General features: G+C 71.0%; 23 protein-coding genes. 7 read left to right on the top strand and 16 right to left on the bottom strand.

Annotated elements, in window-relative coordinates; genetic code table 11:
- Window positions 1-180: 180 nt before the first annotated feature.
- Window positions 181-1,557, bottom strand: coding sequence for a VWA domain-containing protein (locus tag ACH4XV_RS30285; RefSeq protein ID WP_395795294.1), 1,377 nt, complete (start codon window positions 1,555-1,557; stop codon window positions 181-183).
- 232 nt (window positions 1,558-1,789) lie between these two features.
- On the opposite strand from ACH4XV_RS30285, the gene ACH4XV_RS30280 reads away from it, so the two are divergent.
- Together ACH4XV_RS30280 and ACH4XV_RS30275 are read left to right on the top strand one after the other, a co-directional pair.
- Complete coding sequence (locus ACH4XV_RS30280; protein WP_380005935.1) at window positions 1,790-1,963, top strand: CsbD family protein; 174 nt, start codon at window positions 1,790-1,792, stop codon at window positions 1,961-1,963.
- A 681-nt stretch (window positions 1,964-2,644) separates the two neighbouring features.
- Entirely contained in the window at window positions 2,645-3,007 is a 363-nt protein-coding gene (locus ACH4XV_RS30275) for a hypothetical protein (RefSeq protein WP_395795292.1), read from the top strand.
- 99 nt (window positions 3,008-3,106) lie between these two features.
- On the opposite strand, the gene ACH4XV_RS30270 is transcribed toward ACH4XV_RS30275, so the two are convergent.
- From ACH4XV_RS30270 to ACH4XV_RS30225, 10 genes are all read right to left on the bottom strand, one after another.
- Window positions 3,107-4,753 (bottom strand): SpoIIE family protein phosphatase, encoded by a 1,647-nt coding sequence (locus ACH4XV_RS30270; protein ID WP_395795290.1) that lies wholly within the window; start codon window positions 4,751-4,753, stop codon window positions 3,107-3,109.
- Window positions 4,753-6,528 (bottom strand): ATP-binding protein, encoded by a 1,776-nt coding sequence (locus ACH4XV_RS30265; protein ID WP_395795620.1) that lies wholly within the window; start codon window positions 6,526-6,528, stop codon window positions 4,753-4,755. Before ACH4XV_RS30265 ends, ACH4XV_RS30270 begins: the two co-directional genes overlap by 1 nt.
- 2 nt (window positions 6,529-6,530) lie before the next feature.
- The gene (locus ACH4XV_RS30260) at window positions 6,531-7,601 is read right to left on the bottom strand and encodes an ATP-binding protein (RefSeq protein WP_395795288.1); all 1,071 of its coding nucleotides are present in this window, start codon (window positions 7,599-7,601) and stop codon (window positions 6,531-6,533) included.
- Window positions 7,598-8,032: an anti-sigma regulatory factor gene (locus ACH4XV_RS30255; RefSeq protein WP_395795286.1), complete on the bottom strand. Its 435-nt coding sequence runs from the start codon at window positions 8,030-8,032 to the stop codon at window positions 7,598-7,600. The genes ACH4XV_RS30260 and ACH4XV_RS30255 overlap by 4 nt, the downstream gene beginning before the upstream one ends.
- Window positions 8,029-8,427, bottom strand: a complete 399-nt coding sequence (locus ACH4XV_RS30250; protein WP_395795284.1) for an STAS domain-containing protein — start codon at window positions 8,425-8,427, stop codon at window positions 8,029-8,031. The genes ACH4XV_RS30255 and ACH4XV_RS30250 overlap by 4 nt, the downstream gene beginning before the upstream one ends.
- Complete coding sequence (locus ACH4XV_RS30245) at window positions 8,424-9,308, bottom strand: STAS domain-containing protein (RefSeq protein WP_395795282.1); 885 nt, start codon at window positions 9,306-9,308, stop codon at window positions 8,424-8,426. The genes ACH4XV_RS30250 and ACH4XV_RS30245 overlap by 4 nt, the downstream gene beginning before the upstream one ends.
- Window positions 9,309-9,452: 144 nt before the next feature.
- Window positions 9,453-10,286: a DUF1295 domain-containing protein gene (locus ACH4XV_RS30240; protein WP_395795280.1), complete on the bottom strand. Its 834-nt coding sequence runs from the start codon at window positions 10,284-10,286 to the stop codon at window positions 9,453-9,455.
- 103 nt (window positions 10,287-10,389) lie between these two features.
- Complete coding sequence (locus ACH4XV_RS30235; RefSeq protein ID WP_395795278.1) at window positions 10,390-11,664, bottom strand: class I SAM-dependent methyltransferase; 1,275 nt, start codon at window positions 11,662-11,664, stop codon at window positions 10,390-10,392.
- Window positions 11,661-12,443, bottom strand: a complete 783-nt coding sequence (locus ACH4XV_RS30230) for a DUF1365 domain-containing protein (protein WP_395795276.1) — start codon at window positions 12,441-12,443, stop codon at window positions 11,661-11,663. Before ACH4XV_RS30230 ends, ACH4XV_RS30235 begins: the two co-directional genes overlap by 4 nt.
- The gene (locus ACH4XV_RS30225; RefSeq protein ID WP_395795274.1) at window positions 12,440-13,711 is read right to left on the bottom strand and encodes an NAD(P)/FAD-dependent oxidoreductase; all 1,272 of its coding nucleotides are present in this window, start codon (window positions 13,709-13,711) and stop codon (window positions 12,440-12,442) included. The genes ACH4XV_RS30230 and ACH4XV_RS30225 overlap by 4 nt, the downstream gene beginning before the upstream one ends.
- 409 nt (window positions 13,712-14,120) lie before the next feature.
- Between ACH4XV_RS30225 and ACH4XV_RS30220 the strand changes: the two genes are divergently transcribed.
- Window positions 14,121-14,768 carry a carbonic anhydrase gene (locus tag ACH4XV_RS30220; RefSeq protein WP_395795272.1) on the top strand — a complete coding sequence of 216 codons (648 nt, stop codon included), beginning with the start codon at window positions 14,121-14,123 and terminating at the stop codon, window positions 14,766-14,768.
- Window positions 14,769-14,930: 162 nt separating this feature from the next.
- Here the strand turns inward: ACH4XV_RS30220 and ACH4XV_RS30215 are convergent, their stop codons facing one another.
- Together ACH4XV_RS30215 and ACH4XV_RS30210 are read right to left on the bottom strand one after the other, a co-directional pair.
- Window positions 14,931-15,917 carry an L-threonylcarbamoyladenylate synthase gene (locus ACH4XV_RS30215; protein WP_395795270.1) on the bottom strand — a complete coding sequence of 329 codons (987 nt, stop codon included), beginning with the start codon at window positions 15,915-15,917 and terminating at the stop codon, window positions 14,931-14,933.
- A gap of 230 nt (window positions 15,918-16,147) precedes the next feature.
- A complete protein-coding gene (locus tag ACH4XV_RS30210) occupies window positions 16,148-17,053 on the bottom strand; it encodes an NmrA family NAD(P)-binding protein (RefSeq protein ID WP_395795268.1) in 906 nt (301 codons plus the stop codon).
- 106 nt (window positions 17,054-17,159) lie between these two features.
- Between ACH4XV_RS30210 and ACH4XV_RS30205 the strand changes: the two genes are divergently transcribed.
- The 4 genes from ACH4XV_RS30205 to ACH4XV_RS30190 all read left to right on the top strand — a co-directional run bounded on the left by ACH4XV_RS30205 (window position 17,160) and on the right by ACH4XV_RS30190 (window position 22,200).
- Window positions 17,160-17,723, top strand: a complete 564-nt coding sequence (locus ACH4XV_RS30205) for a TetR/AcrR family transcriptional regulator (RefSeq protein ID WP_395795266.1) — start codon at window positions 17,160-17,162, stop codon at window positions 17,721-17,723.
- Between the two features lie 399 nt (window positions 17,724-18,122).
- Complete coding sequence (locus ACH4XV_RS30200) at window positions 18,123-19,295, top strand: hypothetical protein (protein WP_395795264.1); 1,173 nt, start codon at window positions 18,123-18,125, stop codon at window positions 19,293-19,295.
- Window positions 19,296-19,563: 268 nt separating this feature from the next.
- Window positions 19,564-21,276: an FAD-binding oxidoreductase gene (locus ACH4XV_RS30195; RefSeq protein WP_395795262.1), complete on the top strand. Its 1,713-nt coding sequence runs from the start codon at window positions 19,564-19,566 to the stop codon at window positions 21,274-21,276.
- Between the two features lie 126 nt (window positions 21,277-21,402).
- A complete protein-coding gene (locus ACH4XV_RS30190) occupies window positions 21,403-22,200 on the top strand; it encodes an alpha/beta fold hydrolase (protein WP_395795260.1) in 798 nt (265 codons plus the stop codon).
- A gap of 71 nt (window positions 22,201-22,271) precedes the next feature.
- Here the strand turns inward: ACH4XV_RS30190 and ACH4XV_RS30185 are convergent, their stop codons facing one another.
- The 3 genes from ACH4XV_RS30185 to ACH4XV_RS30175 form a co-directional block, all read right to left on the bottom strand.
- Window positions 22,272-22,745: an ATP-binding protein gene (locus ACH4XV_RS30185; protein WP_395795258.1), complete on the bottom strand. Its 474-nt coding sequence runs from the start codon at window positions 22,743-22,745 to the stop codon at window positions 22,272-22,274.
- 220 nt (window positions 22,746-22,965) lie between these two features.
- Window positions 22,966-24,120, bottom strand: a complete 1,155-nt coding sequence (locus ACH4XV_RS30180; RefSeq protein WP_395795256.1) for an acyl-CoA dehydrogenase family protein — start codon at window positions 24,118-24,120, stop codon at window positions 22,966-22,968.
- Window positions 24,117-24,908 carry an aspartate/glutamate racemase family protein gene (locus tag ACH4XV_RS30175; protein WP_395795254.1) on the bottom strand — a complete coding sequence of 264 codons (792 nt, stop codon included), beginning with the start codon at window positions 24,906-24,908 and terminating at the stop codon, window positions 24,117-24,119. Before ACH4XV_RS30175 ends, ACH4XV_RS30180 begins: the two co-directional genes overlap by 4 nt.
- Window position 24,909: the final 1 nt, after the last annotated feature.

Here is a 24,909-nt window from a genome sequence, read left to right as displayed (position 1 = left end):
GGCGGCGCCAGGTAGTCCGGACGGCGTCACCGCAAGGGACATGAAGACGTGACCCGAGGGCGCGGCCCGTCCCGGCGCGGCGGAGATCGTCCAGGCGGGCACACGGGGCTGCCCGCCCCGACCGTGCCGAGCCGGCCGGGCCCGGTGCGGTCGGTCGCGCGGGGGCGGGGTGCCGGTGGTTCAGCCGAGCAGCCGTGCCGCGCGGGCGGCGACGAGCCATCGGGGGAACTCGCCGAGCAGGCGGTCGTACAGGTCGTCGTCGGTGACCGAGTCGATGTCGTCCAGGGCGAAGAAATTGCAGTTGTCGACGACGCGGCCTGGCAGGGTGTCGAGGCGTTCGAGGATGCCGTACTCGCTGCTCCCCAGTCCGAGGAACTGCCAGAACACGGGGTGTTCGGCCGCGGAGGTGAGTATGCGGGCCATCTCCTCGTCGGCCCACACGTCGCCGTCGGTTACGAACAGGACGAGGGTGGGTAGTCCGTCGGCGCGGCGGCGGTAGGCGGACACCAACTCGCGCATCGCCACGGGTTCGTCGTTGCCCACGCCGACGGACTCCGGCAGTTTGCGGAACTGCTTTATCCAGCGCTTGAGTTCGGGTATGCGCAACGGGTCCCGGAGCCGTTGGGTGCGGTCGGCGTACAACCACACGTCCATGGCGCCGTCGTCGTCGAGGCGGGCCGCGACCGGCGCCAGGCGCTCCAGCATGCGCGCGACGGTGCCGTTTCCGTACACGTCGTACATGGACCCGGAGGCGTCCAGGACGAGCACCACGTGTGCCCGGACGCCGCGGAGCCCCTTCTTCTCCAGACACACGGCCACCTGCTCCTTGCGCAGGTCGACCCGCCGAGCGAGATCGGCGGGCAGGGCCGAGGTGTCACCGGCGGTATCCGCGACCGCCGCGACGGGCGCCGGCGCGAGAGCCGGTGCGGGCACGCCCGCGATCGGCGCCGCGGCGCCGGCGGCCGTGTGGGCGGCTTCCGACTCGGCCGATTCGCCGGCGACGTCCACCCCGTAGTCGGTGGCCAGGCCCGCCAGACCGGTGGCGTACCCCTGCCCGACGGACCGTAGCTTCCAGCCGCCTTGGCGGCGATAGAACTCGACCACGACCAGCAGCGTCTCCGTGCCGCCGCCGGGGCTCGGGCACCGCGCCGCGAACGCGCCCGCGCCGGGTGGCTTTTGCTCGTCGGCCGACGCGACGTACGTGACCAGGTCGCCGACGTCGCCGAATCGCCCACCGTCGGTCGACGCCGCCACCAGCACGCGTTCGACGTCGGAGGGCAGGTCGCCGAGCGAAATCCGCACGCCCGCCCCTTCGCCTTCATCCCCCGACGCGCCGATGCAGCGCACCGCGCCACCGGCGCCCGACGGCTGGTTGTAGAAGACGAAGTCGGCGTCCGAGCGCACTCGTCCGTCGGTGCCCAGCAGCAGCGCGCACGGATCCAGAGTGGGCGTGCCGGGCCCGGGCGTCCACGCCAGGGTGACGTCCATGACGGCGGTGGGCACGGTCGTGTTGGCGCCCGGGGGCAAGGGCTGGGATGGGATGGGTATTCGGTGCATCGGCTCATTGTGGCCGACGCACCGTGGGCGGCGGGCACCGGTGTCCCCGGAACTCGATGGTGGATGACGCGGGACGGTAGGAGCGGACAAGAGGGCCGCCTCAGGTCGTGGGCTGCCCAACAACACGCCGGCATGCGTGGGGTGGGGGTCGTGTTCCGGCGTCTCGACCGGGGTGTGAATCGGGAAGGTCGGGGCAGGCGTGGGACGTCATCGTCGATCCGGAGGAGTACGCATGAGCGCCGCGAACAAGGCCGACAACATGGCCGACAAGGTCAAGGGCAAGGCCAAGGAGACCGCCGGACGCGCGGTCGGCAACGAGCGGCTCGAAGCCGAGGGCCGTGCGGACCAGGTCAAGGGCGACCTCAAGCAGGCCGGCGAACACGTCAAGGACGCCCTCAAGGACTGACGACGCACACGAGCGACCCGGGGCCGGCGCCGATACCCATCGGTACCGGCCCCACGCACGTGCGGGCCGGCGGCGGGGGAGCGGGCCGGGCGAAGTACCCGGCACGGTCGGTCTCCTCCATGACGGTTCACCGGCCCTTGACCTCAAGTGGACTCGAAGCTGCCGGCCCCGAGCAGGAGGGCGCTGTCGCGCGCTGGAACGAGGCGGCGGAGATGCCGGACGGGGCACGGACATTCACCCGGTCCCGCACGCCGGGGGCTCGACGCGAGCGGACTCCTCGAGGGCGCCAAGCGGCTGCCGGCGCCGCAATTCCCGCCCTGTCGGCGGCAATCGGCGAGGACGCCGTGCCCTACGGCCCGGCATTCGCGGCCTGCATCGGCTTGTAACCCCACGTCGTCGCGCCGACGGCACCCCGCCGCGTTCACGCGCCCCCACGTCCCCCGACGGCTCGGGCGACGCCCTCCTCCGCATCGGCTCCCGACTGCCGTAGTGGTCCCTGCCGTCGGGGCAGCGGTTCCCACCGATCGGTGAGGGGCCCTCCGGGCGTGAACTCCCTTAAAATTCAACGTACTTCCTTGCGGATTAGGTCACATGGATCATGCCGGACCCCGTTCAATCTGATGGTCGGGTCGTTTGATCCGGCGGCCGACACCCGTCGGTCGTTCCCCGAAAGGAAGGTCCATGAACCGCAAGCTTCGTAGGGTGTCGGGAGTCCTGGCCGTCGGCCTGGCCCTCGGTGCGCTCTCCGCCGTCGCTCCCGCCGTCGCCGCGCCCGGCACGGCGCCTACTGCGGCGCCCACCACATCCACCGGCACGAGCCCGGCCGCGCCGGACGACTTCCAGTGGCGGTACAAGCGGGCGTTCTCGTCCACCTACGCCTGCGAGCAGTACGCCGTGGGCCTGTTGAACAACCCCCACTACAAGGCGTACGCCTGCCGCCCGCGTTGGGACGAGCCCGGCGTCGAGCTCTGGATCCTGTCGGACGTCCCGCTCCCGTTCGCGGTTTCGCTCCGTCAGGAATCCGCAGTGCCGTTCCCGCTGTAGTTTCGACCGGTTCATCGCGCGGGCCGCCGTGTCGGTGCGTCTTGTTCGACCTGGATGCAACCGGGCGTGCGAGGCCGCCGACCGTCGCCTGCGGGACGGCTACCTGGTCCTGCGCAGCAGGAGAAGGGCGATGTCGTCGCGTTCGTCGCCTTCGAGGGCGGACAGGAGATGGTCGGCGAGGGCGTTCAGGTCGGTGCGGAAGGACTCGTCCCGGAGTGTCTCGGTGCGCAGGCGTGCCATGCCCGCGTCCAAGTCGCTGGTGCGTTCCTCGACGAGGCCGTCGGTGTACAGGAGGATGGTCGCCTTCGCGGGCAGTTCGTGGCGTACGGTCTCGGGCCTGGGCACTTCCAGTCCGAGCAGTGCGCCGGCGACCGTGAGGTAGTGCGTATCACCGTCCGCGGTCACGATCAGCGGGGGCAGGTGGCCGGCGTTGGCGATGTCGATCGTCCCGGTGCCGGGGTCGAGCATCAGCACGCACACCGTCGCGGTCTCGTATGGGTGATAGCGCATCAACATGGCGTTGAGGCGTTCGAGGATCGTGTGCGGTTCGTGCCCCTCGCTCGCGTAGGCCCGCAGTCCGTGGCGTAGTTCGCCCATGATGGTCGCCGCGTGCAGGGAGTGTCCGGCGACGTCGCCGATGGCGACGAGCAGGCGGTCGCCGATCGGGACGGCCTCGTAGAAGTCGCCGCCGATCTCGGTCTCGTCGGACGCGGGACGGTAGCGCACCACGATGTCCACCGAGTCGGACGAGGGCAACCGGGACGGCAGGAAGGTGCGTTGGAGCGACAGGGCGAGCGCGTGCTCCTGGGCGTGGGAGCGGAACGCCTCGACGGCGAGGGCTCCGGTGCGCGCGAGTTCGCGCAGCGCCCGCTCCTCCTCGGGGTCGCGGGCGGCGGTCGCGGGAACGGCGAGGGCGGTGGGCGGACGGCTGGCCTTGGTCCGGCAGATCGCCAGACGGACGTTGCCGTCGGCGAGGCTGTCCGGGAGCGTCCGCAGCCAGTTCTCGGCACTGATCACGACGGACGTCGAGCCCGTGCTCTCGTGGAGATTCGTCAGACGCGAGAGGGCGTCGAACAGTGTCGGCGGAACGTGCCCCTGTCGGGGATCGAGGCCGAATTCGCTGATCACGGTGCGGCGGGCGATGCCGCCCTCGCCCTGGACATAGGAGGCGGCCGGCCCTCGACTGATCAGGGAGGCTCCCGTCGCGATGGCGTCGCCGAGTTCCTCGAGAGTGGAGGCGGCGTTCACGAGCATCGTCGCGCGGGCGAGTTCGGACAACACCGCCGCGGTGTGTTCGGCGCGACGGCGCGCACGCGAGTAGCGCAGCGCGGACTCGAGGGTGGCCAGGAGTACGTCGGGATCGATGGGGTCGACGAGGTAGGCGTCCGCGCCCCGGTACAGACCCTGGGCGCGCTCACTCACCGTGATGGCGGACGCGGAGACGTGGACCACCGGCACGGAGGCGGTACGGGCGTCGGACTTCAGGCGCTCGCACACCTCGAAGCCGCTGGCGTCCGGAAGGCGTACGTCGACGATGGCCGCGTCCAGCGGTTCGCCCTCGTCGGCGGCGGCGAAGGCCAGGTCCAATGCCTCCGCGCCGGTCGCGGCCTCGACGACGCGGTGCCCGGCCCGCCGGAGCCAGCTGCCGAGGATGTAGCGCTTGGTCTCGGTGTCGTCGACGACCAAAACGGTGGCGGCGGCCTGGGGCGCGGCACGGTGATCCGCGGCGGTCGCGGGGGCTCGCATCACGTGGCGCCTCCGTCGGCGTGGTCGGCTCGCGACACGTCGAGAGCGTGGGCGATGTCGTCGGTGGTCAGGCCGGTCTTGGGGAGGCTGTACACCGCCGCGACGCGTTCGAGCAGCATCGATCGATCGAGCGAGGTCACCACCACGACCGGTACGCGCGAGAGTGTGGGGTGCGCCGCGAGCCGCCGCATGACCTCGAATCCGTCGGGATCGGGCATGTGGAGGTCGAGGAAGATCACGTCGGGCGGGTCCTCGGCGGCAAGGGCGAGACCGAGGGCGCCGTCGCCCGCCTCGACCAGTCGGGTGACGAGCGGCCGAGCAAGCGCGCGAAATACCTCCCGGAAGGCGGGATCGTCGTCGATCACGAGCGCGTGGTCGACCCGGAGCGCGTGCTCCCCCGAGGGCGCGGAGGTCGCGGTGGGCAGGGGGAGCCGGACGGTGGCGGTGGTTCCGACGCCCGGGGTGCTCTCCAGAGTGAGCGTGCCTCCGAGCAGGCGGGTGAGGCTGCGGGCGTAGGGCAACCCGAGGCCGGTGCCGGCCGACCGCGCCTGCAAGGGGCCGGGAATCTGGTAGAACTCCTCGAAGACCTGCGCGAGATGGTCGGCCGTGATGCCGATGCCGGTGTCGCGGACGGTCAGCACCAACTGCTGGGCGAGCGGGTCGTGGCCCGCGACGAGCACGACCTCGCCGTGTTCGGTGAACTTCAGAGCGTTGGACAACAGATTGCGCAGGACCCGGGTGAGGACGACCTCGTCGGTGACCACCGTGGGCGGATGATCGCCGACGTCCAGGCGGAACGCGACGTCCGGGGCCGCGACCGGGTGCATCACGCCGTGTATGTGGGTGAGCAGTTCGACGAGGTCGACCGGGGTCAGGTGCGCCTCCATGCGTCCCGACTCGGCCTTGGCGATGTCGAGGAGTTCGTTCACCAGGGTCGAGAGCGTGGCGCCGGACGACTCGATCAGAGTCGTCTGGCGGCGCTGCTCCTCGGTGAGCGGGTCGGCGGCGGGATCCAGGAGCAGGCGGGCGAGGCCGATGACGGAGTTGACCGGCGTGCGCAGTTCATGGCTGACATTGGCCCAGAACCGGGTGCGGGTCTCGGCGATCACGTGCAATTGCCGGGTCTTCTCCTCCAGTTCGGCGTAGAGCGCGACCACGCCGGTGTTGGTGTCCGCGAGTTCCTGGGACAGTTCCGCGTACAGCGCCAGGACACCCTGATTGGTTTCCTGGAGTTCGTCATTGAGGCGCAGCAGGTCGTCCTGGCGGGCCTGGAGGTCGTCGAGCGCGTTGAGCAGTTCCTGGTTCTGGGAGCGGAGTTCTTCCAGCGCGCTGCGCGGACTCGAGGCGGCCAAGGCCGCTCTGGCCGGCTCCACGTCGCCGGGTCGGAAGTTCACCAGCCGTTTGCGGACCACGATGCGGCCCTCGAGCCGCTCGACGTCTTCCATCAGGCGTTCCGCGGCGCCGACCGTGGGCGGCATGACGCCCGCGCCGTTCGGTCCCGGTGTATCCCAGGCGATCTCCACAACGAGAGAGGGTCCGACACCGTCGAGTTCGACGCCGAACTCGACGACGGCCGGGCCGACGACGTCGATGAGTTCGCGGCCGATCTCGCTCAGGGCGGTGGCCACCCGCACGCGGTCCTGGCGGCCGAGGCCGACGGCCTCGGCGACGTTGCGCGCGAGTTGCCGCACGACGAAGACGTCATGGGCGCCGCGCAGGGGGCACCTGGTCAGGGGTGTGATCGTGGCCTGCCATCGCGAGCGTCGGTCGTCCACGATCAACCGGTCTTCCGGGGCGCCCTGACCGCCACGACACACGCGTCGTCGGAGCGAGTGCCCGCGTCGCGCAGCAGCGTCGCCGCGACCACGAGCGGTGTGTGCGACGTCAGACCGGGAGCGTCGGCGGCGCGTCCGCGTTCGGTCAGTCCGTCGGAGTGCAGCACGACCATCGCTCCGGCAGGCAGGTCGTACTCGAACACGCGCCGGGTGCGTGCGTGCTGGCCGGCGATGCCGGGCAGGGAGACCATGCCCCGGCGGGGCCCGTCGCTCAGGATCGTGCCGGAGACGTTACCGATGCCGCAAAAGCGTACGACGCCGCCGGCCGTGTCGAGTTGTGCGATGGAGAGCGCGCCGCCGCGGGTGCCGCTCATCGCCCGATGCAGGTGATCGGCGTAGGCGTCGGGTCGTCCCGGGGGAGCGGCCTCGAAAGCCTGCACCGCGACGTCGGAGGCGCGTGCGGCCATCGGACCGTGCCCCAGACCGTCGCACACCATGACGGTGGTCGTCCCCTCGTCGACACGCACGGCGTACGCGTCGCCACACACCGTCTCGCCGCTGATCGGCCGCGTCAGTCCGGCCACCTCGTCCCATGCCCCGTCGCCCGGCGCCCGGCTCCGAAAGCGCAGGGCCAACGTGACTCCACGACCGGGGAGCGAGAACAGGTCGGCGTCGTCCGCCAGGCGCAGGATGCCGCCCAGGCCGATTCCGAGCGTGCCGCGGCTCGAGTTGCCGTCGGTACTCGCCCACGCGACGTCGGAGATCCCGGGGCCGCTGTCGACGGCCACCACCTCGATCGCGACGCGCGCGCCCGAATACACCGACCGCAGCAGGACGGCGCCGTCGTCCGCATGCCGGTGCAGGTTCGTGGCGGCCTCCAAGACCACGATCCCGATCTCCTCGGAACGCACGGCGTCGAAGCCCAGACGGTGCGCGAGCGCGGTCGCGGCGCGCCGCACCGCGGCCGGCATGCTCGGATCGCCGTGGCGAAACCAGGACACGTCCGTCGCGCGTGGGGGCCCTGGCGACATGCTTGCCTCGCGGTTCGCGGGTCCGTTCGTACCGGTGCTCATCGCGACCACTTCACGATCTCCACGCGCGTGCCGCCCCCGACCTCGGTGTCGATGTGAAAGTCGTCGACGAGTCGACGTGCCCCGCTCAGTCCCAGACCCATGCCGTTGCCACTGGTCCAGCCGTCGGTCAGGGCCTGGTCGAGGTCCGGGATGCCCGGGCCCTCGTCGACGAACCGCACCCGCACCCCGCGCCGCCGACCCTTTTCCGCGACCCAGAGGTAGGCCGTGCCCCCGCCGCCGTGGATGAGTGTGTTGCGGGCGAGTTCGCTGGCCGCCGTGACCAGTTTGGTCTGATCGACCAGGGACAGGCCGATGCGCTGCGCCGACTCCCGCACCGCCTGACGGGTGCGCACCACATCGTCATTGCCGCGGATCGGTTGGATCTGGGCCTCGGTATCCCCGTCCGTGGGGCCGGCGCTCGGCGTGGTCATCCGCCGGACACGTCGATCGGGGCGTCACCGAACAGGTTCGCCCGCCGGCGTGCCAACAATGCCAGTCCCTTCTCCAGGTCGAGCGCCGTGTGCACCCCACCCATCGACAGCCCCAGTTCCACCAGCGTGATCGCCACCGCGGGCCGCATGCCCACCACCACGGTCTCCGCGTCGAGCATGCGCGAGACGGCTGCGATCGTGGCGAACATACGGCCGATGAAGGAATCGACGATCTCGACGGCGGAGATGTCGATGGCGACGCCGTGCGCACCCGTCCGCACGATGCGTTCGGACAGGTCCTCCTGCAACGCGAGCACGCTCTCGTCCTGGAGGTCGACCTGGATCGACACCAGCAGGACGTCACCGATCTTCAGGATCGGCACACGTTCCATCACGACCTCCGGGCAGGCGAGGAGCGGGGTGCCTCCACCCCGCTGCGGCGCAGGGCGTGGGACAGCGCGTCGGCGAGCGAGGCCTTCGTGGCGATGTCCCCGAACTCGATGCCCAGCGCGACGATGGTCTGCGCGATCTGTGGGCTGATCCCGGAGATGGTGCACTCGGCGCCCATCAGGCGCGCGGCCACGACGGTCTTCAACAGGTGCTGGGCGACCTGGGTGTCGACGGCCGGGACGCCGGTGATGTCGATGATCGCCTGTTCCGAGCCCGTGTCCACCAAGGCTTGGAGCAGTTTCTCCATCACCACCTGGGTGCGGGCCGAATCGAGGGTGCCCACCAATGGCACCGCCACGACTCCGTCCCACAGCTTCACCACCGGGGTGGACAACTCCAGCAATTGTTCCGTCTGGTCGGAGATGACCTCCTCGCGTGCCCTGGAGTACGTCTCGAACGTGAACAGGCCGAACGCGTCCAGCAGCCGCGCGAGCCTTTCCGCGGTCTGGTAGTTCGCCAGCGACGGCTGCTCGCTCGCGACGAGGTCGAAGACCACTTCCTTCAGCCCGAACACGCCAATGGCGGTCTCGGACGGCGTGAAGCCCTGCCGGGCCCGATTGCGGGACAATTCCGACAACAGGGCTCGCAGCTCGCCGAACGACTCGCTCCCGGAACCCTCCAACTCGTCGTCGCGGGTCCCAGCCTCGAGCCCGGCGAGCAGCGCCGAGAACAGGTCGCGCAACTCGCCGGTGACCTCGGCCCCGGACACACGCCCGCGCAGGCTCCCGGCCACCTTCGCCGACCAGCGTTCCGTCAGCGCGTTCTGGTTCGACTTCAACAGGTCCAAGACCCTGAGGCGAACCCCGATGTCGCCCTGTTCAGCCACGACGCGCTCCCCTTAAAGATTCATTGTCAGACGACAATGAAGCTTAGGGCATCGGATGAGGCGGCCCGAAGGTACCCGGGACCGACCATCGCCCAGGCCCGCCGACCGGCCGGCGGGCACGCGGTGGGAGCGGGCCGTCGAAGATCACCGCCGCGGCTTCGGGGGGGTCGTGGTGACCGGAGCGCGGCGGGGCGGCAGCGGCAGGAAGCCGCTGGTGCGGTCGGCGTACTCGGTCCAACCGGGTCGCTCGACGGCCAGTTGCCGCTCGAGCATCGGCTTCCCGCTGCCGAAAGCGAGCAGATAGGTCATCAACAGCGGACTGAGGACGAAAGCCCAACCGACGGCCGTGTCGGCGACGAGCAGGAACAGACCCCACCACACACAGGCGTCGCCGAAATAATTCGGGTGGCGCGTATAGCGCCACAGGCCGCGATCCATGATGTGATCCCGATTGGCCGGGTCGGACTTGAACCGCGCGAGCTGCCGGTCTCCCACCGCCTCGAAGAACAGGCCGACCGCCCACAGGCCCCCACCCGCCCAGGCGAGCGCGCCGGGTGCGGACGAGACGTACTGCGCCGCCTGGACCGGCAGCGACACGAACCACACGATGCCCGCTTGGAGCAGGTAGACCATCCGCAGCGCGTATCGGGTACGGGCCGGGCCCTCGGGGGCCCGCGAGAGCATGCGGGCGTAGCGGCGGTCCTCCGGTGCGCCCCTGGCTCGCCACCAGATGTGCGCGGACAATCGAGTCCCCCACAGCACGACCAGCACGGTGGCCAGTCCTCGACGCGTCGGGTCCCCGTGCCCGTCTGACAGGACGTACCCGGTGGCCGCCACGGCGACGAACGCCAACCCCCAGGCGACATCCACGCCGCGGTGTCGCCCGGTGCGCGCACCGACGACGAACGCGGCGAGGAACACGCCGAGGGCGACCGCGGCGGTGATGACGAGGTTGGCGGAGAAGGCGGCCCCGTTCACGATGGCTCCTCATATCGACGGGTGGCGAGGACTCGATGCCCGGACGGCGTGGACGATTCGCCCGGTCGAGGCGTCGGCACATCGCCGGTCGCTGTCGCCGGGTTCACGGCGTCGATTCCTCGCGGGTCAGAACGAGTTGGTGCACGTCCAGGTAGCCGCTGCGGAATCCGGCCTCCGAGTAGGCGAGGTACAGCTCCCAGGTGCGGCGGAAGACCTCGTCGAAGCCGAGGGCGGCGACGTCGCGCGCGTGTGCGGCGAAGCGCTCGCGCCACAACCGCAGGGTCTCGGCGTAGTGCGGACCGTACGCCTGAACGCTCACCACCCGCAGCCGGGTGTGCTGGGCGGCGTTCTCGACGATCGCCCGCACGGACGGGATGAGGCCCCCCGGGAAGATGTACTTGAGGATCCACGTCCGGGTATCCGCGGCGGCGAGCATCCGCTGATGCGACATCGTGATGGCCTGGAGGGCCACCCGCCCGCCGGGTGCCAGTCGACGGTCGAGGGTGGTGAAGTAGTCGGGCCAGAACGGCCGGCCGACGGCCTCGATCATCTCGACGCTGACCACGGCGTCGTAGGTGCCCTCGGCCTCGCGGTAGTCGCAGAGCCGGACCTCGACCCGGTGTTCCTGTCCGGCGTCGGCGATCCGCCGCCGGGCCAGGACGAGTTGCTCTTCGGAGAGGGTCAGGCTGACCACCCGGGCGCCGCGGGCCGCGGCGCGCATCGCGAGTTCGCCCCAGCCGGTGCCGATCTCCAGCACCCGGGTGTCGCGGCCGACGTGCGCGAGGTCGAGCAACCGGTCGATCTTGCGGTGTTGCGCGGCCGGCAATCCCGCGAAGCAGGCCATCGGCCTGCCGTCGGGCCCGGTCGGGAAAAGCGCCGAGGAGTAGGTCATCGTCGGGTCGAGAAACAAGGCGAACAGTTCGTTGGAGAGGTCGTAGTGGCGGCGGATGTTGCGTCTGGCGTTCGCGGCGGTGGGCAGGTCCTCGCGCGGCGGCCGTCGAACGTGCAGTCGCCTCAGCCGCTGCGCGAATCCCGGTACGAGGGTCTGCGGGTCGGTGGCGAGCGCGGTGAGGAGGGCGACGAGGTCGGGACTGTCCCAGTCGCCGGCCTGATAGGCCTCGCCGAAGCCGATCAGGCCGCTCACGCCTACGCGGTGCGCGAACGCGCGCGGTCGGTGCAGACGCAGGACCGGTGCGCCGGGCGGGGCCGGGTGCAGGACGCGGCCACCGGGGCCTTCGACGCGCAGGGCGCGGCGGGTGGCGACGCGGTCCAGGAGGCGTTCGACGACGGCCGCGCGCAGCGGGGCGTGCGGTACGCGGGCGACGTCGGGCCAGCGGTCGGGGTGGACGACAGGCGTCGGCGAGGCCTGTGTGGTCACGGGACGGGCACCTCTTCGGGGGGCGTGGGGTTCACGGACGATGGATCGGAGCCGGGTCGGGGATGGACGGTAAGGCCGCGCAGCCACAGACGCACGCCCCGGTAGCGGATGTGCAGGCTCACGGCCCACGTGGCGAAGGGGTGGGTGAGCGCGGCACGCAGCAGGGCGATGGGGCTCGCGGGTCGACCGGTGCCGTGCACGGTGGCGGTGAAGGCCCGACCGCCCGCGCGCTCGAAGTGGACGGTCAGGTCCAGGTGCTCGCCGGGCTCCGGCAGGACCAACCGGTAGTGCCCGTCGACCGGGAAGAACGGCGAGACGGGAAACTCCTTGGCGGTTCGGGCCCGACCCGCGGGATCCGGGCGCAGGAGGTAGCGGTGCCGGCCGCCGTGGGTGTTGTGCACCTCGGCGACGGTGCACAGCGGACGGCCCTGGTCGTCGCGGCACCAGTACACGGTCAGCGGGTTGAAGACGTATCCGAGGGACCGCGCCTGGGTGAGCATCAGCACCCGGCCGGTGCCGAGCCGCACGCCTCGCGCGGCCAGGTAGCGCGCCAGGTCCTGACGGATCGTCAGTCCCGGGTGGGCGGCGTCCTGGATGTGGTCGCTCGGCCGAAATCGCGCCAGGGGCCGCAGCGGTCGGGGCACGACCGGAGGTCGGTCCGGGTCGATCAGCCACAGGTATCCACGGTGGTGGAAGGCGTACCGGTGGGGTGTGGTGCGCACGTGGGTGATGCGGGTGTCGTAGAGGACGGCGCCCCAGGGGCCGGGCGGGATGTTCACGGTGCGCTCACCCCCAGCAGGGATCCGGCCGCCTCGACGCCGGAGCGGCAGCCGTCCTCGTGGAATCCCCAGCCGTGGTACGCGCCGGCGAACGCGGTACGCCCGCCGGCCAGTTCGGACAGGCGGCGCTGGGCGGCGAGGGTGCGTGCGGTGTAGACGGGATGCTCGTAGACGGTGCGCGAGAGCACCAGGTGTTCGGGGATCGGGTGCCGCGGGTCCTCGTTGAGGGTGACCAGGTAGTCTCCGACGCCTTCCAGGTGCAATAGCCGGTTGAGGTGGTAGCTGACCCGCACCCGATCGGAGGGGGTGGTGCAGTGCGGCATGCGGTAGTTCCAGGAGCCGCGGGCCGATCGCGCGCGCGGCAGGACGGTGGAATCGCGGTGCAGCACCGTGGGATTGCGTGAGTAGGTGAAGGCGCCGAGGATCTCGCGCTCGCCCGTGGTGGGGTCCGCGAGGAGCCGTAGGGCCTGGTCGGCGTGGGTGGCGACGACGACGGCGTCGGCCGGGGTGCCGCGTCCGTCGTCGGTGATCACGGTGACGCCGTCACTGTGGCGGCGTACCGCCCGGACCGGGGCAGAGCGATGCACGGTGGTGAGGCGTTCGGCGATCTTGTCGACGTAGGTTCGGGAGCCTCCGACGACCGTGCGCCAGGTCGGTGAGCCGCTCACGCCGAGCATGCCGTGGTTGGCGAGAAAGACGAAGAGGTAGCGCGCGGGGTAGTCGCCGGCCAGATCGGGGGCGCAGGACCACACGGCCGCGACCACCGGGGTGATGAAGTGGTGCACGAAGTAGGTCGAGAACCGCTCGGACGCGAGGAACTCGCGGAGGGTGGGATCACCTGCCGCAGGGTCGGCGAGCAGGCGGCGGGCCGCCCGGTGGAAGCGTGGTACTTCGGTGAGAAGCCGCAGATATCTGCCACGCAGCACGACATCGGGCCGGCCGAGCAGCCCGAGCAGCCCTCGGGCGCCCGCGTATTCCAGGCCGCACCCGTCGCAGCGCACGGACATGCTCATGTCGCTGTCCCGGGTACGCACTCCGAGTTCCGCGAACAGTCGCACCAGGTGCGGGTAGGTGCGCTCGTTGTGCACCAGGAAGCCGGTGTCGAGCGCCGATACCCGGCCGTCGGGCTCCACGACCGTCCGGGTGTGTGCGTGGCCGCCCAGGCGCCCGTCGGCCTCGAACAGTTCGACGTCGACGCCCGCCCGGGACAACTCGTACGCGGCGGTAAGGCCGGCCACCCCCGAACCCACCACCGCCACCCGGCCCATGCGTGCGCCACGGCGTGCGGATGGATGGCCCGCGGAGGTGGAAACGGTGTCGAACATCGATGCGATCGCCCCTCACGTCGGGACCGCGGCGCGGTCGCCTCGGTCTCCTTTATGGGATCTTCGGAGCGGATCGACGCGCGGATTGGTCCGTCGTGGTGACGAATGTCAACCGAGCGGACGGCGACCGTCGGCCCCATCGGCTGGGCGCACCACCCACTCGGCGCCGAACCAGGTGGCGGGTACCGACCACGACCCGACCCGACGGGAGTCTCCTCCGCGAGCGCTGCGGCCGGACCCCGTGGCCGGTCCGATCGTCCGCATGGCCCGCCGCCGCCGATTGGCGAACCCGGAGGCCGCCCACCCGCCGGCCGCCTCGGCAACCTCACTGGTCAATGCATAGGCTGCGGTCATGACCGACCCACGGATCCCGACGCCCCGCGAAGCCTTCGAACTGCTGTTGGCCGGTAATCAACGCTTTGTCTCGGGTTCTCCCGAGCATCCGAACCAGGACGCGACGCGCCGCGCCGAGACCGCTCCCTCCCAGCAGCCCTTCGCCGTGCTGTTCGGGTGCTCCGACTCCCGACTGGCCGCCGAGATCATCTTCGATCGGGGGCTGGGCGACCTGTTCGTGGTCCGCACCGCGGGGCATGTCGTCGGTGCGGAGGTGCTCGGCTCCGTCGAGTTCGGTGTGAGCGTCCTCGACGCGCCACTGGTCGTCGTCCTGGGCCACGACTCGTGCGGCGCCATCGCCGCGGCCAACTCCGCCCTGGCGGACGGGCAGACGCCTGGCGGCTTCCTGCGCGACGTCGTCGAACGGGTGACCCCGAGCGTGCTCGCGGCCCGCGCCGCCGGACGCGACACGGCCGACGAGATCCTGGCCGAGCACATCGAGCACACCGTCGACCTCCTGCTGGAACGCTCCCACGTCCTGGCCGAGCGATTGGCCGCAGGCCGCGTCGGCGTGGTGGGCCTGTCCTACCGGCTGGCCGACGGCAGCGCCCGCCTCGTCGCCTCCCGCGGACTCGACGAGGCACGTCCCGGTCCCCCGGCTTCCTGAACGCTTCGGCGTCGCCGCCCGGCAACGAGGGCGATACTTCGAGGAGTTCCGCGTCGGCGCGACGCACCGCTGCGTACGCGCCGACCGAGCCGAACGTGAACACTTCGGCCATCGCCGCGTGACGCGGGTGCCGCAGCGCGCCCAGCCCATCGCGATCAGCGGTTACGGGGTGGGTCGCGGTCCCGCGGCGCGGCGGAGCCGGTTGGCGATCGCCAGTCCCAGTCCCTCCTCCTCCGGCAAGGACGCGATGATGAGGTCGCACCCCTGCCGGTCGAGTTGGCGCAGGAACCCGTACAGCCCGCGCGCGTAGGCGGCTGTCGAAGCAGGCACCGCCACCACGGCGTGGGCCTTCACCGGCGTGCCGGTGAGGGATGCCGGCAGGAAGACACCCACCCGGTGTCCCAGATCCCGAGCGAGTTCCGCTTCGGCGACGATCTTCCCGGGCTCGACGAGGACGACGCGCGCCTGCGGCGCGTAGTGGGAAGGATGCCGGCCCGGTACTCGAATGGGGCTGGTCGACGGGACCGGGAGCGGGAACCCCAGAACCGCTTCGAGGTCCTCGCGCGTCACCCCGCCGGGCCGCAGGATGCTCGGGACATCCCCCGTGACGTCGACGATGGTGGATTCGACGCCGACCTCGCAGGGGCCGCCGTCCAGGACGAAGTCGACGGCATCCCCGAACTCGGCACGCACGTCGTTCGCCGCGGTGGGACTGACCCGGCCGAACCGGTTGGCGGACGGAGCCGTCACACCCCCGCCGAAGGCCGCCAGCAGCGCGAGCGCCACGGGATGGTCGGGCACGCGCACGGCGACCGTCTCCAGGCCACCGGTCGCTTCGAGGGGCACCCGGCTGCCGCGCCGCAGAACCAGCGTGAGCGGCCCCGGCCAGAAGTGTTCCGCCAGCAGACGCGCCGTCGCGGGCACGTCCTGCACCCAGTCGTCCAGGTGCTCCGCCCCGCCGATGTGGACGATGAGAGGATGAGAGGGCGGACGCCCCTTGACCTGGAAGATGCGCGCGACGGCGGCGGGGTCCTCGGCGTCGGCGCCCAGTCCGTAGACGGTTTCGGTGGGCAGGGCCACCAGGCCGCCGGCGCGCAGCACGGCCGCCGCCTTCTCGATGTCATCGGTGCTTGCCGTCACCCTCGTCATCCAATCACGGTTTCGCGATCGCAACGAAGCGGGCCGCTGCCGGATCCCGTCGTGTGCGCGGCCGAACACCTCGTCCGGTGTGTCGTCCCTCGGGTCCAACGGCTCGGATGTTCCGGGGAGTCGGGTGCGCGAGTGATTCAGGCAGGCGCCGGCGACAGCGGCCCGGTCGGCGCGTGCGACACCGCCGGCCGCACTTTTGTGATCACCACCGCGATGGATCGCGCTCCCGCTCAGGCGGCGGTTCGCAGATGCTCGTGCGCCCACTCTTCGAAGCCGGTCGGCTCGATGCCCAGCGCACGAGCGAACCGCGGCCGGGCCGGCTGGCCGACCACCTGTATGAACTCGTGCGTGGCACCCATGTCTCCCATGCCCGCCGCACGTGCCTGTTCCTCGGTCATGTCCGGGGCGCTCAGCGGGACTCCGACGGCGCGGGAGAGGATCTCGGCGATTTCGGCCATGGTCAGGTAGTCGCCGGCGAGCTCCAGTTCCACTCGATGAAACTCGGCGGGAGCGGACAGGGCAGCCGCCGCCGCTCGGCCCACGTCCTTGGCTGCCACGAGTGCCACGATGGTGACCAGTCCTCCCTCGATGCCGCGGGGGAAGTAGAACCGCATGGACGGCTCGAAGTTCTCCATGAAGAACGACGGTTTGAGCAACGTCCAATACGGAAAGTCGAGTTCGCGCAGCCGGTCCTGGATCGCGGCCTTCGTGCCGAGCGGGGCTTCCAGTGCCGCCCAGCGTCCTTCGGCCCAGCCCGGGGCCTCGACGTGCTGTCCCACGCCGCTGGTGGAGGACTGGACGAACTGCTCCACGCCGGCGGCCCGCGCAGTCGTCATGAGGTTGTCCGCCTGGCGGACCTCGCCGGCGAAGTCGAACCCCTGCTCGGTGTATGCGGGCATCTGCACGGAGAAGACGGCCCGCACGCCGTCCACGGCCGCCTCAAGCGTCGCCGGTTCGGTGAGATCGCCCACGAACAGGTGGGCGCCGAGTGCTTCGACGGCTCGTGCTCGCGGCGTACTCGGGTCGCGCACCAGGGCGCGCACCGGTGTTCCTTGCGCGAGCAGGACCCGGGCGGTGGCACCGCCTTGACGGCCGGTGGCGCCGGTGACCAGAACCGGTATCGCGGTATCGGTCATGTGCACGTCTTCTCCTCGTCGGCCGCGCGGCATAAACGGCGGGGCCCGCCGTTTCGTGTTCGCTACGATACGGCGGGGCCCGCCGTTTATCAATGTTGGGGAGATCATGACCGGCCGGCGTTCGGACGCCCGCCGCAACCACACGCACATCCTGGCCGTGGCCGAGGCCGAGGTGGCGGCCCAGGGAGCCCAGGCATCCCTGGAACGAATCGCCCGTATCGCGGGAGTCGGATCAGCCACCGTGCGGCGCCACTTCCCCACCCGCAAAGCCCTACTCGAAGCCGTCTTCAAACAGCGCGTCCACGACCTGTGTGACCGCGCTCATACGCTCAGCGGCGAGCACGACAGCCGCTCCGCGCTGGTGCAATGGCTGCGCGAACTGCTCGCCTACTCGCTCGCCGCACGCGGTCTGGCAGACGTCCTCTCCTACGAGCCCCTCGGGAAGGAGGCCACCCCGGACTCCTGTGCGCCGGCCATCGGTGCGGCCGGAGCCGTGCTGCTGCGCAAGGCCATCGACGACCGGACCGTCCGGCCGGACATCACCATCGACGATCTGCTCGTACTGATCGTCGGAATCGCCCTGGCCACCGAGAATCACGCCGACCCGGCGACGCAGGCGGACCGCGCCTTCCGGCTGGCCGTCGCAGGCTTCGGCGCCGACGGCACCTGAGGCAGCGCAGGCCATCCATGCGAAGGCGTCGAACCCGAGGGCGCGAGCCGACTCGAGGACCTGAGCACCGAGCCGTCACCGGGCCGGGCGGTTTCGGCGGCGCCGGACTCCTCGTTCGGGGCACACTCAGCCGTCGACCGGGTTGACCGTTCGTCGCGCGGGGCGTGTTCGACCTCCGCAACCGACACCCGGCGCCGGAAGGATCGTTCCGACTCGCTCGTCGACCATCGGATGGCGGGTTCCGCGAGGAGCCTGCCACGGTGCGTGCCGGCGGGTGTCGGACGATCTTCGACCCTGCCCACCCGCCGCGGACCGGGCCGAGCGTGCGACGAGCGGCGCCCGCCGAACGAAGGCGCGTGGAGGGTCCCGAACGCCGGCCGGCGAACATACGATCACCGTGTGTCGATCATCTCGCATCTCTACCACGGTGAGTTGGGCGAATGGTGCCAGTCGAGGCTGACCGGCTCGGAAGAGGCAGCAAGGCGCGTGACCGAGCACCTGCGCGAGCACGCGATCATCCGGCCCGAAGGCAAGGTCGAGAGGCATCACTGGAGCCAGGCCGACCGGACCCTGGCTCTGCGGCTCGGCGCACTGATCCAGCCCGCCCCGCCCTATTCCGCGCTGCTGGGCCTGGCCCGGGCGGGGCTGGTCACGCGGTCTTGGGCCGACGCCCAGGCGGCACGGTATCCGACCCACGCCCCGCTCCCGGCACACTTCCGGCGTCGGGCGCTGGACATGCGCCCGACGCCGGACGGCTGGCTCGACCTGCAAACCATGCGGGATGCCGGAGCGACGGTCGGCGACGACTTCTCCTCGCACGAGCGCGACCACCGCCGCTTCTCGCGTCCCGGTCTGCCCGACGAGGCGCCGTTGGCCGAGCTGTTCGAGCGAATACGGGCCTATTTCGCCGCGCACGCTTTACCGGGCCACTTCGGCGGGCCCGGAGCGGAGAAGGGCCTGACCCGGTTGTGCTGGCTCCTCGGGTCGTTCCAGTACGCCTACCGCAACGACAGCGTCGAGCACCCGCTGTTCCGGATCTTTCGCGACGACGCACCGACCGTGACGCAACTGCACCGCACCGCCGACGACGAGGTGATCGCCGACCCGCTGGCCCTGACACAGCGGCTCAACGCCTCCGGCGCGCTGTCGCGGATGCGTCGCCTGGCCGGCGATCCACCGGTCGGCAGACCGTGGGGCATCACCAACCCGGTGATCTTCGAGCACTGGGACGACAACGTCTTCCTGCTCAACGGCCCCAACGGCGCGACATTGCTGGAAGTGGTGTCGCTGGTAAGGGCCGACGACGCGCACACCCGGGGCCGCCGTCGCCTGTGGAAGATGCTGACCGGCGCCTGGCTCGACACCGCCGACACCTTCCGCATCCGCGCCCTGGCCGTGTATTTCGCCCGGCACGGTGTGCTCTTCAGCTGGAACCTCGACTCCTACGCCGGCTTCCTCCTCGAGGACCGCGACCCTGACAAGGCCCGGAAGGAGTTCGTCGCCCTCGCCGCGCGTCTGCGCGATACGGACCGCGCCCGCCGGACAGCCTGGCGCGAGACCCACGGCGCGTGACGGCAGTCGGCGCGGTCGGCTCAGCCATCCGGCCTGTCCCCGCCCAGGGGGCGGACGGGGAGCCCGTCCGGATCGACGCCTACGGAGGCGAGAACGGGAGCAAGGCGCACATCGAGGGCGGGGTGGCCGTTGGCTCCGTCGGGGTTTTTGTCGAGTCGTGGGATTCGGCGGATGTCCCGGTCCTTCCGGGTGCGGGAGGATCGCCGTATGGGGCGCCGGCGGGCGGGAGTTCGGTCGGCGACGCGGGTCCGGACAGAGGGAGATCGTGATGAATCCACCCGATCCGAAGCCCTCCTCGATCGATCGTCGAGGATTGCTCGCCGGCGCCGCCGGTGTGTTGGCCGCGGGCGGACTGGCCGGCGCGCTCGGCCCTGAAGCCGCCGCCGCGCCCGCCGATCCGACGCCCGAGGCGCCGGCGGCCCCGGCGCCGCCCGAGACTCCCGCGCCGCCACAGGCAGCCGCACCGCCGGAGGCCACCGCGTTCGGGCCCGTGACGGTGCGGCCGAACGACGCTCGCTACGGCGCGTTGGTACGCGGCAACAACTTCCGGTTCGTGGGTCGTCCGGGCGAGATCCGGGTGCTCGGCTCGACCGAGCAGGTGGTGCGCGCCGTCTCCGACGCGGTACGCACCGGTCGGCGCATCGCGGTTCGCAGCGGCGGCCACTGCTTCGAGGACTTCACCGCGGACCCGGCCGTACGGATGCTGCTCGACCTGTCACCGATGGACGCGGTCGGATACGACGCCGGACGCGGCGCGTTCGCGGTGCAGCCCGGGGCCACGCTCGGACACGTGTACCGGACCCTGGCCAAGGGTTGGGGCGTGACCATCCCGGCCGGCGGATGCCCCGAGGTGGGCGCCGGTGGCCATTTCGTCGGCGGTGGATACGGGCCGCTGTCGCGCCGCTACGGCTCGGTGGTCGACCATCTGTACGGCGTGGAAGTGGTCGTGGTCGGCAGGGACGGCACCGCGCGGGCGGTGGTCGCGACCCGCGAGGAGGGTGACCCCCATCGCGACCTGTGGTGGGCACACACCGGGGCGGGCGGCGGCAACTTCGGTGTGGTCACCCGGTATTGGCTGCGCTCGCCGGACGCCGAGGGCCACGATCCGTCCCACGTGCTGCCGCCCGCGCCGCGCGACATGTTGGAATACCTGGTCGTGTGGGCATGGGACGACCGGATGACCGCGCACGTGTTCACGTCCCTTCTGCGCAACTTCGGCCGCTGGCACGAGCGTTGGAGCGCACCGGACTCGCCGTACGCCGGCCTGTACGCGATCATGCTGCCCAGACACCGCAAGGCCGCGTCCTTCGAGATGATCGTGCAGATCGACGCGGACATCCCGAACGCGGCCGCGATGGTGGCCGACTTCGTGACGGCGATCCGCGGCGACACCGACGTGGAACCGATCGTGAACCAGGGGCTGACCATGCCCTGGATGCACCTCACCACCTGGCCCGGCCTGGGCGAACCCGGCGACGTGTTCACCCGTCGGTACAAGCTCAAGGCCGGCTATCTGCGCCGTTCCCTCACCGATACCCAACTCGACACCGTCCACCGCTACCTGACGGACGACACCGGCACCGAGCACGGCGGCATGCTGCTCATCGGCTACGGCGGCCGGGTCGGCGCGGTGGCCCCGGACGCCACCGCGATCGCCCAACGCGGCGCGATCATGAAGGCGGTCTACCAGACGCTCTGGCTGAGCGAGGACGACGACGCCGACAATCTGGCGTGGGTCCGCGCCTTCTACCGCGACGTCTACGCCGAGACCGGCGGCGCCCCGGTGCCCGGCGAGGTCAGCGACGGCACCTACATCAACTACCCCGACAACGACCTGGCGGATCCGGCCCGGAACACCTCCGGCGTCCCCTGGTACATCCTCTATTACGGGGCCAACTACCCACGCCTGCAACGCGTCAAGGCCAAGTGGGACCCCCGGGACGTCTTTCGTCACACCCTGTCGATCCGCCCGCCGAGCTGATGGTCGGATTCCGGGCCGGGCTCACCAGGGACGTACCCGGGGCGTGCGGCCGCGCCTCCTCGACTTCGCGTCGCTTCTGCTCCCGGCGTGAGCTTCGCTGTCGGTGACCCCAGGCATGCTGTTCCCATGACACTACGGATATCGGGCGAGATCCCCGCCGAACCGTCGAGAGCCTGTCTGGACGTGGACGGGAGGAGGTTGTCGTTCCTCGACTTCGGCGGGTCGGGGCGTGTCCTCCTCGCTCTGCACGGCCACTTCGACGAAGGTCGCACGTTCACCCGCCTGGCCGAGGAACTGACGCCCGACTGGCGGGTGATCGCACTGGATCAGCGAGGGCACGGTTTCTCGGACCGTACGGCCGACTACTCCCGGGCAGGGTACGTCGACGATGCGGTGAGGTTGCTGGACCACCTCGGCGTCGGCCGGGCCGTCGTGCTCGGCCACTCACTGGGCGGGGTCAACGCCTACCAACTCGCCGCTCGCGAGCCGCACCGCGTCGAGGCCTTGATCATCGAGGACATCGGGGTCGAACTGGATCACGACCTCTCGTTCGCTCTTGCCTGGCCGCGTCGGGCGGCGACTCGATCCGGTCTGATCGAAGGGCTCGGGGACTCGGCTCGCTACCTCACGGGTGCCGTGCGTGAGTTCCCCGACGGGTGGGGCCTGGCGTTCAGCCCGGAGGACATGGTCCGCTCCGGGCGCCAACAGGTCGGCGACTATTGGAGCCAATGGCTGGCCACCGATTGTCCGGCCCTGCTCATCCACGGCACCACAAGCGACCTCCTCGGATCCGTGGAGGCCAAGGCGATGGTGCAACGCCGCCCCGGAACACGCTTGGCCGAGCTCCCGACCGGCCACACCGTCCATGCGACCGACCCAGCCGGGTTCATCGACGTCGTCCGCGAATTCTTGGAGTCGCTGTGATCCGGGTCGGCTACGGGCACCCGAAGAATCGGGGGGTGGACCTCAAGCAGATCCGGGGCGGGTGCGGTCCGTCACGGTGGGCGGCCGGCGGGGTCTCCCGCGGGGTCGTCGGCCAACGCGATGGTGGCGGTGATGTGTTTGCCGACGGGTTCGCGGCGGGCGGTGAAGCCCCGCGCGAGGGCCAGGACGATCTCGAGTCCGTGTTGGCCGACCCTGCCCGGGTCGGCGGCGCGGGCGATCGGCAGCGTGGGATCGCCGTCCCACACCGTGACGTCGATCGTGCCGTCCGATGCCTCCAGGGTCAGCGTGCACGGGCCGGGGGCGTGTCTGCGGGCGTTGGTCACCAGTTCGCTGACGACGAGTTGCACCACGCCCATGACGCGGTTCGAGACGGGAAGGCCGTGCACGGCCTGCAGGTCCGTCAGGAAGTCGCGGGTCAGTGCGCGGGCGGCGGCAATCTCCTCGCCGCCCTCGAACATCGCGGTGACCACGACGGGGGCCCCGACCGGCACCCGCCGGTTCCCTTCGTCGACGACCCGAACCATGACGGCCCACCCCGCATTCCCCGTCGCGTGCATCCGAAGAAATCATGTATGCCCTCGAATCCTCGCTCCATGCCTGCCCGGCCCACGGCGGAGTGAAGATGTGATCGGAGCCCGGGGAACGGATTCCTCGCGCCCCGAGTCGTCGGCGCCGGCGTCCACTGCGCCCGGGTCGGGCCGCGCGAACGTCCGTCGCCATGCCCGGGCCTGCTCGGCGGTGGGGTCAGGACAGGCCGAGGTGTCCGGCGATCATCATCTGTTGTACCTCGGTGGTGCCTTCGCCGATTTCCAGGATCTTGGCGTCGCGGTAGAAGCGGCCCACGGGGCTGTCGTTCATCACGCCGGAGCCACCGAAGATCTGGGTCGCGTCCCTGGCGTTGTCCATCGCCGCCCTGGAGGAGACCAGCTTGGCCATCGCCGCCTCCTTCGAGAAGGATTCGCCGCGCAGCATCGAGGCCGCAGCCGAGTAGTAGGCCAGGCGTGCGGTGTGGGCGCGCGTCTCCATGTCGGCGATCTTGAACCGGATCGACTGGTACGCGCCGATGCGCTGCCCGAACGCCGTCCGCTCCTTGGCATGGCGCACACACTCGTCCACGCAGCCCTGGGCCATCCCCGCTCCGACGGCCGAGATCGCGATCCTGCTCTCGTCCAGCACCGACATGAACTGCGCGATGCCCAGGCCGCGTTCGCCGAGCAGGTGCTCGGCCGGCACCCGGCAGTCGGCGAAACCGAGTTCGTGGGTGTCCGAGGCGCACCAGCCCACCTTGGAGTACGACGGCGCCACCGTGAAGCCCGGTGTGCCCGACGGCACGACGAGCGCGGAGATCTCCTTGGCGCCGTCGGCGCGGGTACCGGTCACCGCCGTCACCGTGACCAGGCTGGTGATGTCGGTGCCGGAGTTGGTGATGAACGCCTTGCTGCCGTTGATCACCCATTCGTCGCCGTCGAGTTCCGCCTTGGTGCGGGCCGCCGCCGTGTCGGTCCCGCCGCCGGGTTCGGTGAGCCCGAAGCCGGCGATCCGCTCGCCGGTGCACAGGGCGGGGAGCCAGCGTTCCTTTTGTGCCGCGGTGCCGAACCGATGGATGGGGATCGCGCCGAGCGTCACGCCCGCGGACAGTGCGACGGCCACCGAGCAGTCCACTCTGGCCAGTTCCTCGATGGCCAGACACAGGGTGAACACATCCCCGCCCATGCCGCCGTAGCGTTCCTCGAAGGGCAGTCCGAACAAGCCCATGCGGCCCATGGCGGCGACCAGTTCGTAGGGAAACTCCTCGCGTCGGTAGATATCGGCGATCACCGGAGCCACCTTGGCGCGGGCGAAGTCGGCGACCGTCTCGCGCAGCAGCCGGCGTTCCTTCGACAGGCGTGAGCGTGTCATCGTGCTCCTTCGGGGGGATCGGACGTGGACCCGGAGCCGGACCCGGCGACCGCCCGTCGGGCCGTCGACGAGAGCAGGCCCGGTACCGGTCCGCGGTGGGGGTACAGGGCGTGCGCGCAGGCCGACGCCAGCGCGTCGACGCTGGACACCTGGAATTGCGCCGGCAGCCCGCTGTGCGCGTAGGCGAGCGGGAGTTCGGTACAGGCGCTGATCACCGGCAGGCACCGGATGCGCAGCAGCTCGTGGACCGCCGAACCCAGGGTCGCGCCGGCAGCCGGCAGCCGGTTCGCCTTCACCAGCACGGTGGCGGCGTGGATGCGCTGCTGGAGCGCCTCGTCGGGGAGCAGGAGTCGATATCCCCGGTGCCGCGCATAGCGCTGATAGATGCCGCCGGCGACGGTACCCGCGGTCGCCGTCAACCAGGCTCCGTCGGGACTGGCGACCTCGGCGGCCCGCACGCTCGCCTCCACGATGTGCACCAGGGGCACCGGCAGTCGGCTGCGGAATCGGTCGATGTAGACGTGCGCGGTGTTGCAGGGCACCGCGAGCAGCTCCGCGCCCCAGCCGGCAAGGGTGAACAACGCCTGCCGGATCGGCAGGAGCGGTGCGTCGTCGCCCCTGAGCAGCGCGGCGGTCCGGTCCGGGATGCCCGGCTCGGACAGCATCAGGATCCGGGGGTGCTCCTGGTCGCTGCCGGCCGCGACGCGCACGGCCAGCAGCCGCAGGAACTCCGCCGTCGCCGCCGGTCCCATCCCACCGAGCACACCGAGGGTGCGTGAGCGCGCCACC

Source organism: Embleya sp. NPDC020630, from assembly GCF_044334985.1.
Classification (GTDB): Bacteria; Actinomycetota; Actinomycetes; order Streptomycetales; family Streptomycetaceae; genus Embleya.
The sequence above is the reverse complement of the archived record's forward strand: the minus strand, read 5'-3'. Positions and strand labels throughout refer to the sequence as shown.

What these genes read in the sequence shown, in the direction of transcription:
- ACH4XV_RS30180 (WP_395795256.1), bottom strand. Translation starts at nt 24,120, where the DNA reads ATGACACGCTCACGCCTGTCGAAGGAACGCCGGCTGCTGCGCGAGACG.
- ACH4XV_RS30210 (WP_395795268.1), bottom strand. Translation starts at nt 17,053, where the DNA reads ATGACCGATACCGCGATACCGGTTCTGGTCACCGGCGCCACCGGCCGT.
- ACH4XV_RS30275 (WP_395795292.1), top strand. Translation starts at nt 2,645, where the DNA reads ATGAACCGCAAGCTTCGTAGGGTGTCGGGAGTCCTGGCCGTCGGCCTG.
- ACH4XV_RS30215 (WP_395795270.1), bottom strand. Translation starts at nt 15,917, where the DNA reads ATGACGAGGGTGACGGCAAGCACCGATGACATCGAGAAGGCGGCGGCC.
- ACH4XV_RS30280 (WP_380005935.1), top strand. Translation starts at nt 1,790, where the DNA reads ATGAGCGCCGCGAACAAGGCCGACAACATGGCCGACAAGGTCAAGGGC.
- ACH4XV_RS30260 (WP_395795288.1), bottom strand. Translation starts at nt 7,601, where the DNA reads ATGAGCACCGGTACGAACGGACCCGCGAACCGCGAGGCAAGCATGTCG.
- ACH4XV_RS30225 (WP_395795274.1), bottom strand. Translation starts at nt 13,711, where the DNA reads ATGGGCCGGGTGGCGGTGGTGGGTTCGGGGGTGGCCGGCCTTACCGCC.
- ACH4XV_RS30205 (WP_395795266.1), top strand. Translation starts at nt 17,160, where the DNA reads ATGACCGGCCGGCGTTCGGACGCCCGCCGCAACCACACGCACATCCTG.
- ACH4XV_RS30255 (WP_395795286.1), bottom strand. Translation starts at nt 8,032, where the DNA reads ATGACCACGCCGAGCGCCGGCCCCACGGACGGGGATACCGAGGCCCAG.
- ACH4XV_RS30195 (WP_395795262.1), top strand. Translation starts at nt 19,564, where the DNA reads ATGAATCCACCCGATCCGAAGCCCTCCTCGATCGATCGTCGAGGATTG.
- ACH4XV_RS30270 (WP_395795290.1), bottom strand. Translation starts at nt 4,753, where the DNA reads ATGCGAGCCCCCGCGACCGCCGCGGATCACCGTGCCGCGCCCCAGGCC.
- ACH4XV_RS30185 (WP_395795258.1), bottom strand. Translation starts at nt 22,745, where the DNA reads ATGGTTCGGGTCGTCGACGAAGGGAACCGGCGGGTGCCGGTCGGGGCC.
- ACH4XV_RS30220 (WP_395795272.1), top strand. Translation starts at nt 14,121, where the DNA reads ATGACCGACCCACGGATCCCGACGCCCCGCGAAGCCTTCGAACTGCTG.
- ACH4XV_RS30190 (WP_395795260.1), top strand. Translation starts at nt 21,403, where the DNA reads ATGACACTACGGATATCGGGCGAGATCCCCGCCGAACCGTCGAGAGCC.
- ACH4XV_RS30285 (WP_395795294.1), bottom strand. Translation starts at nt 1,557, where the DNA reads ATGCACCGAATACCCATCCCATCCCAGCCCTTGCCCCCGGGCGCCAAC.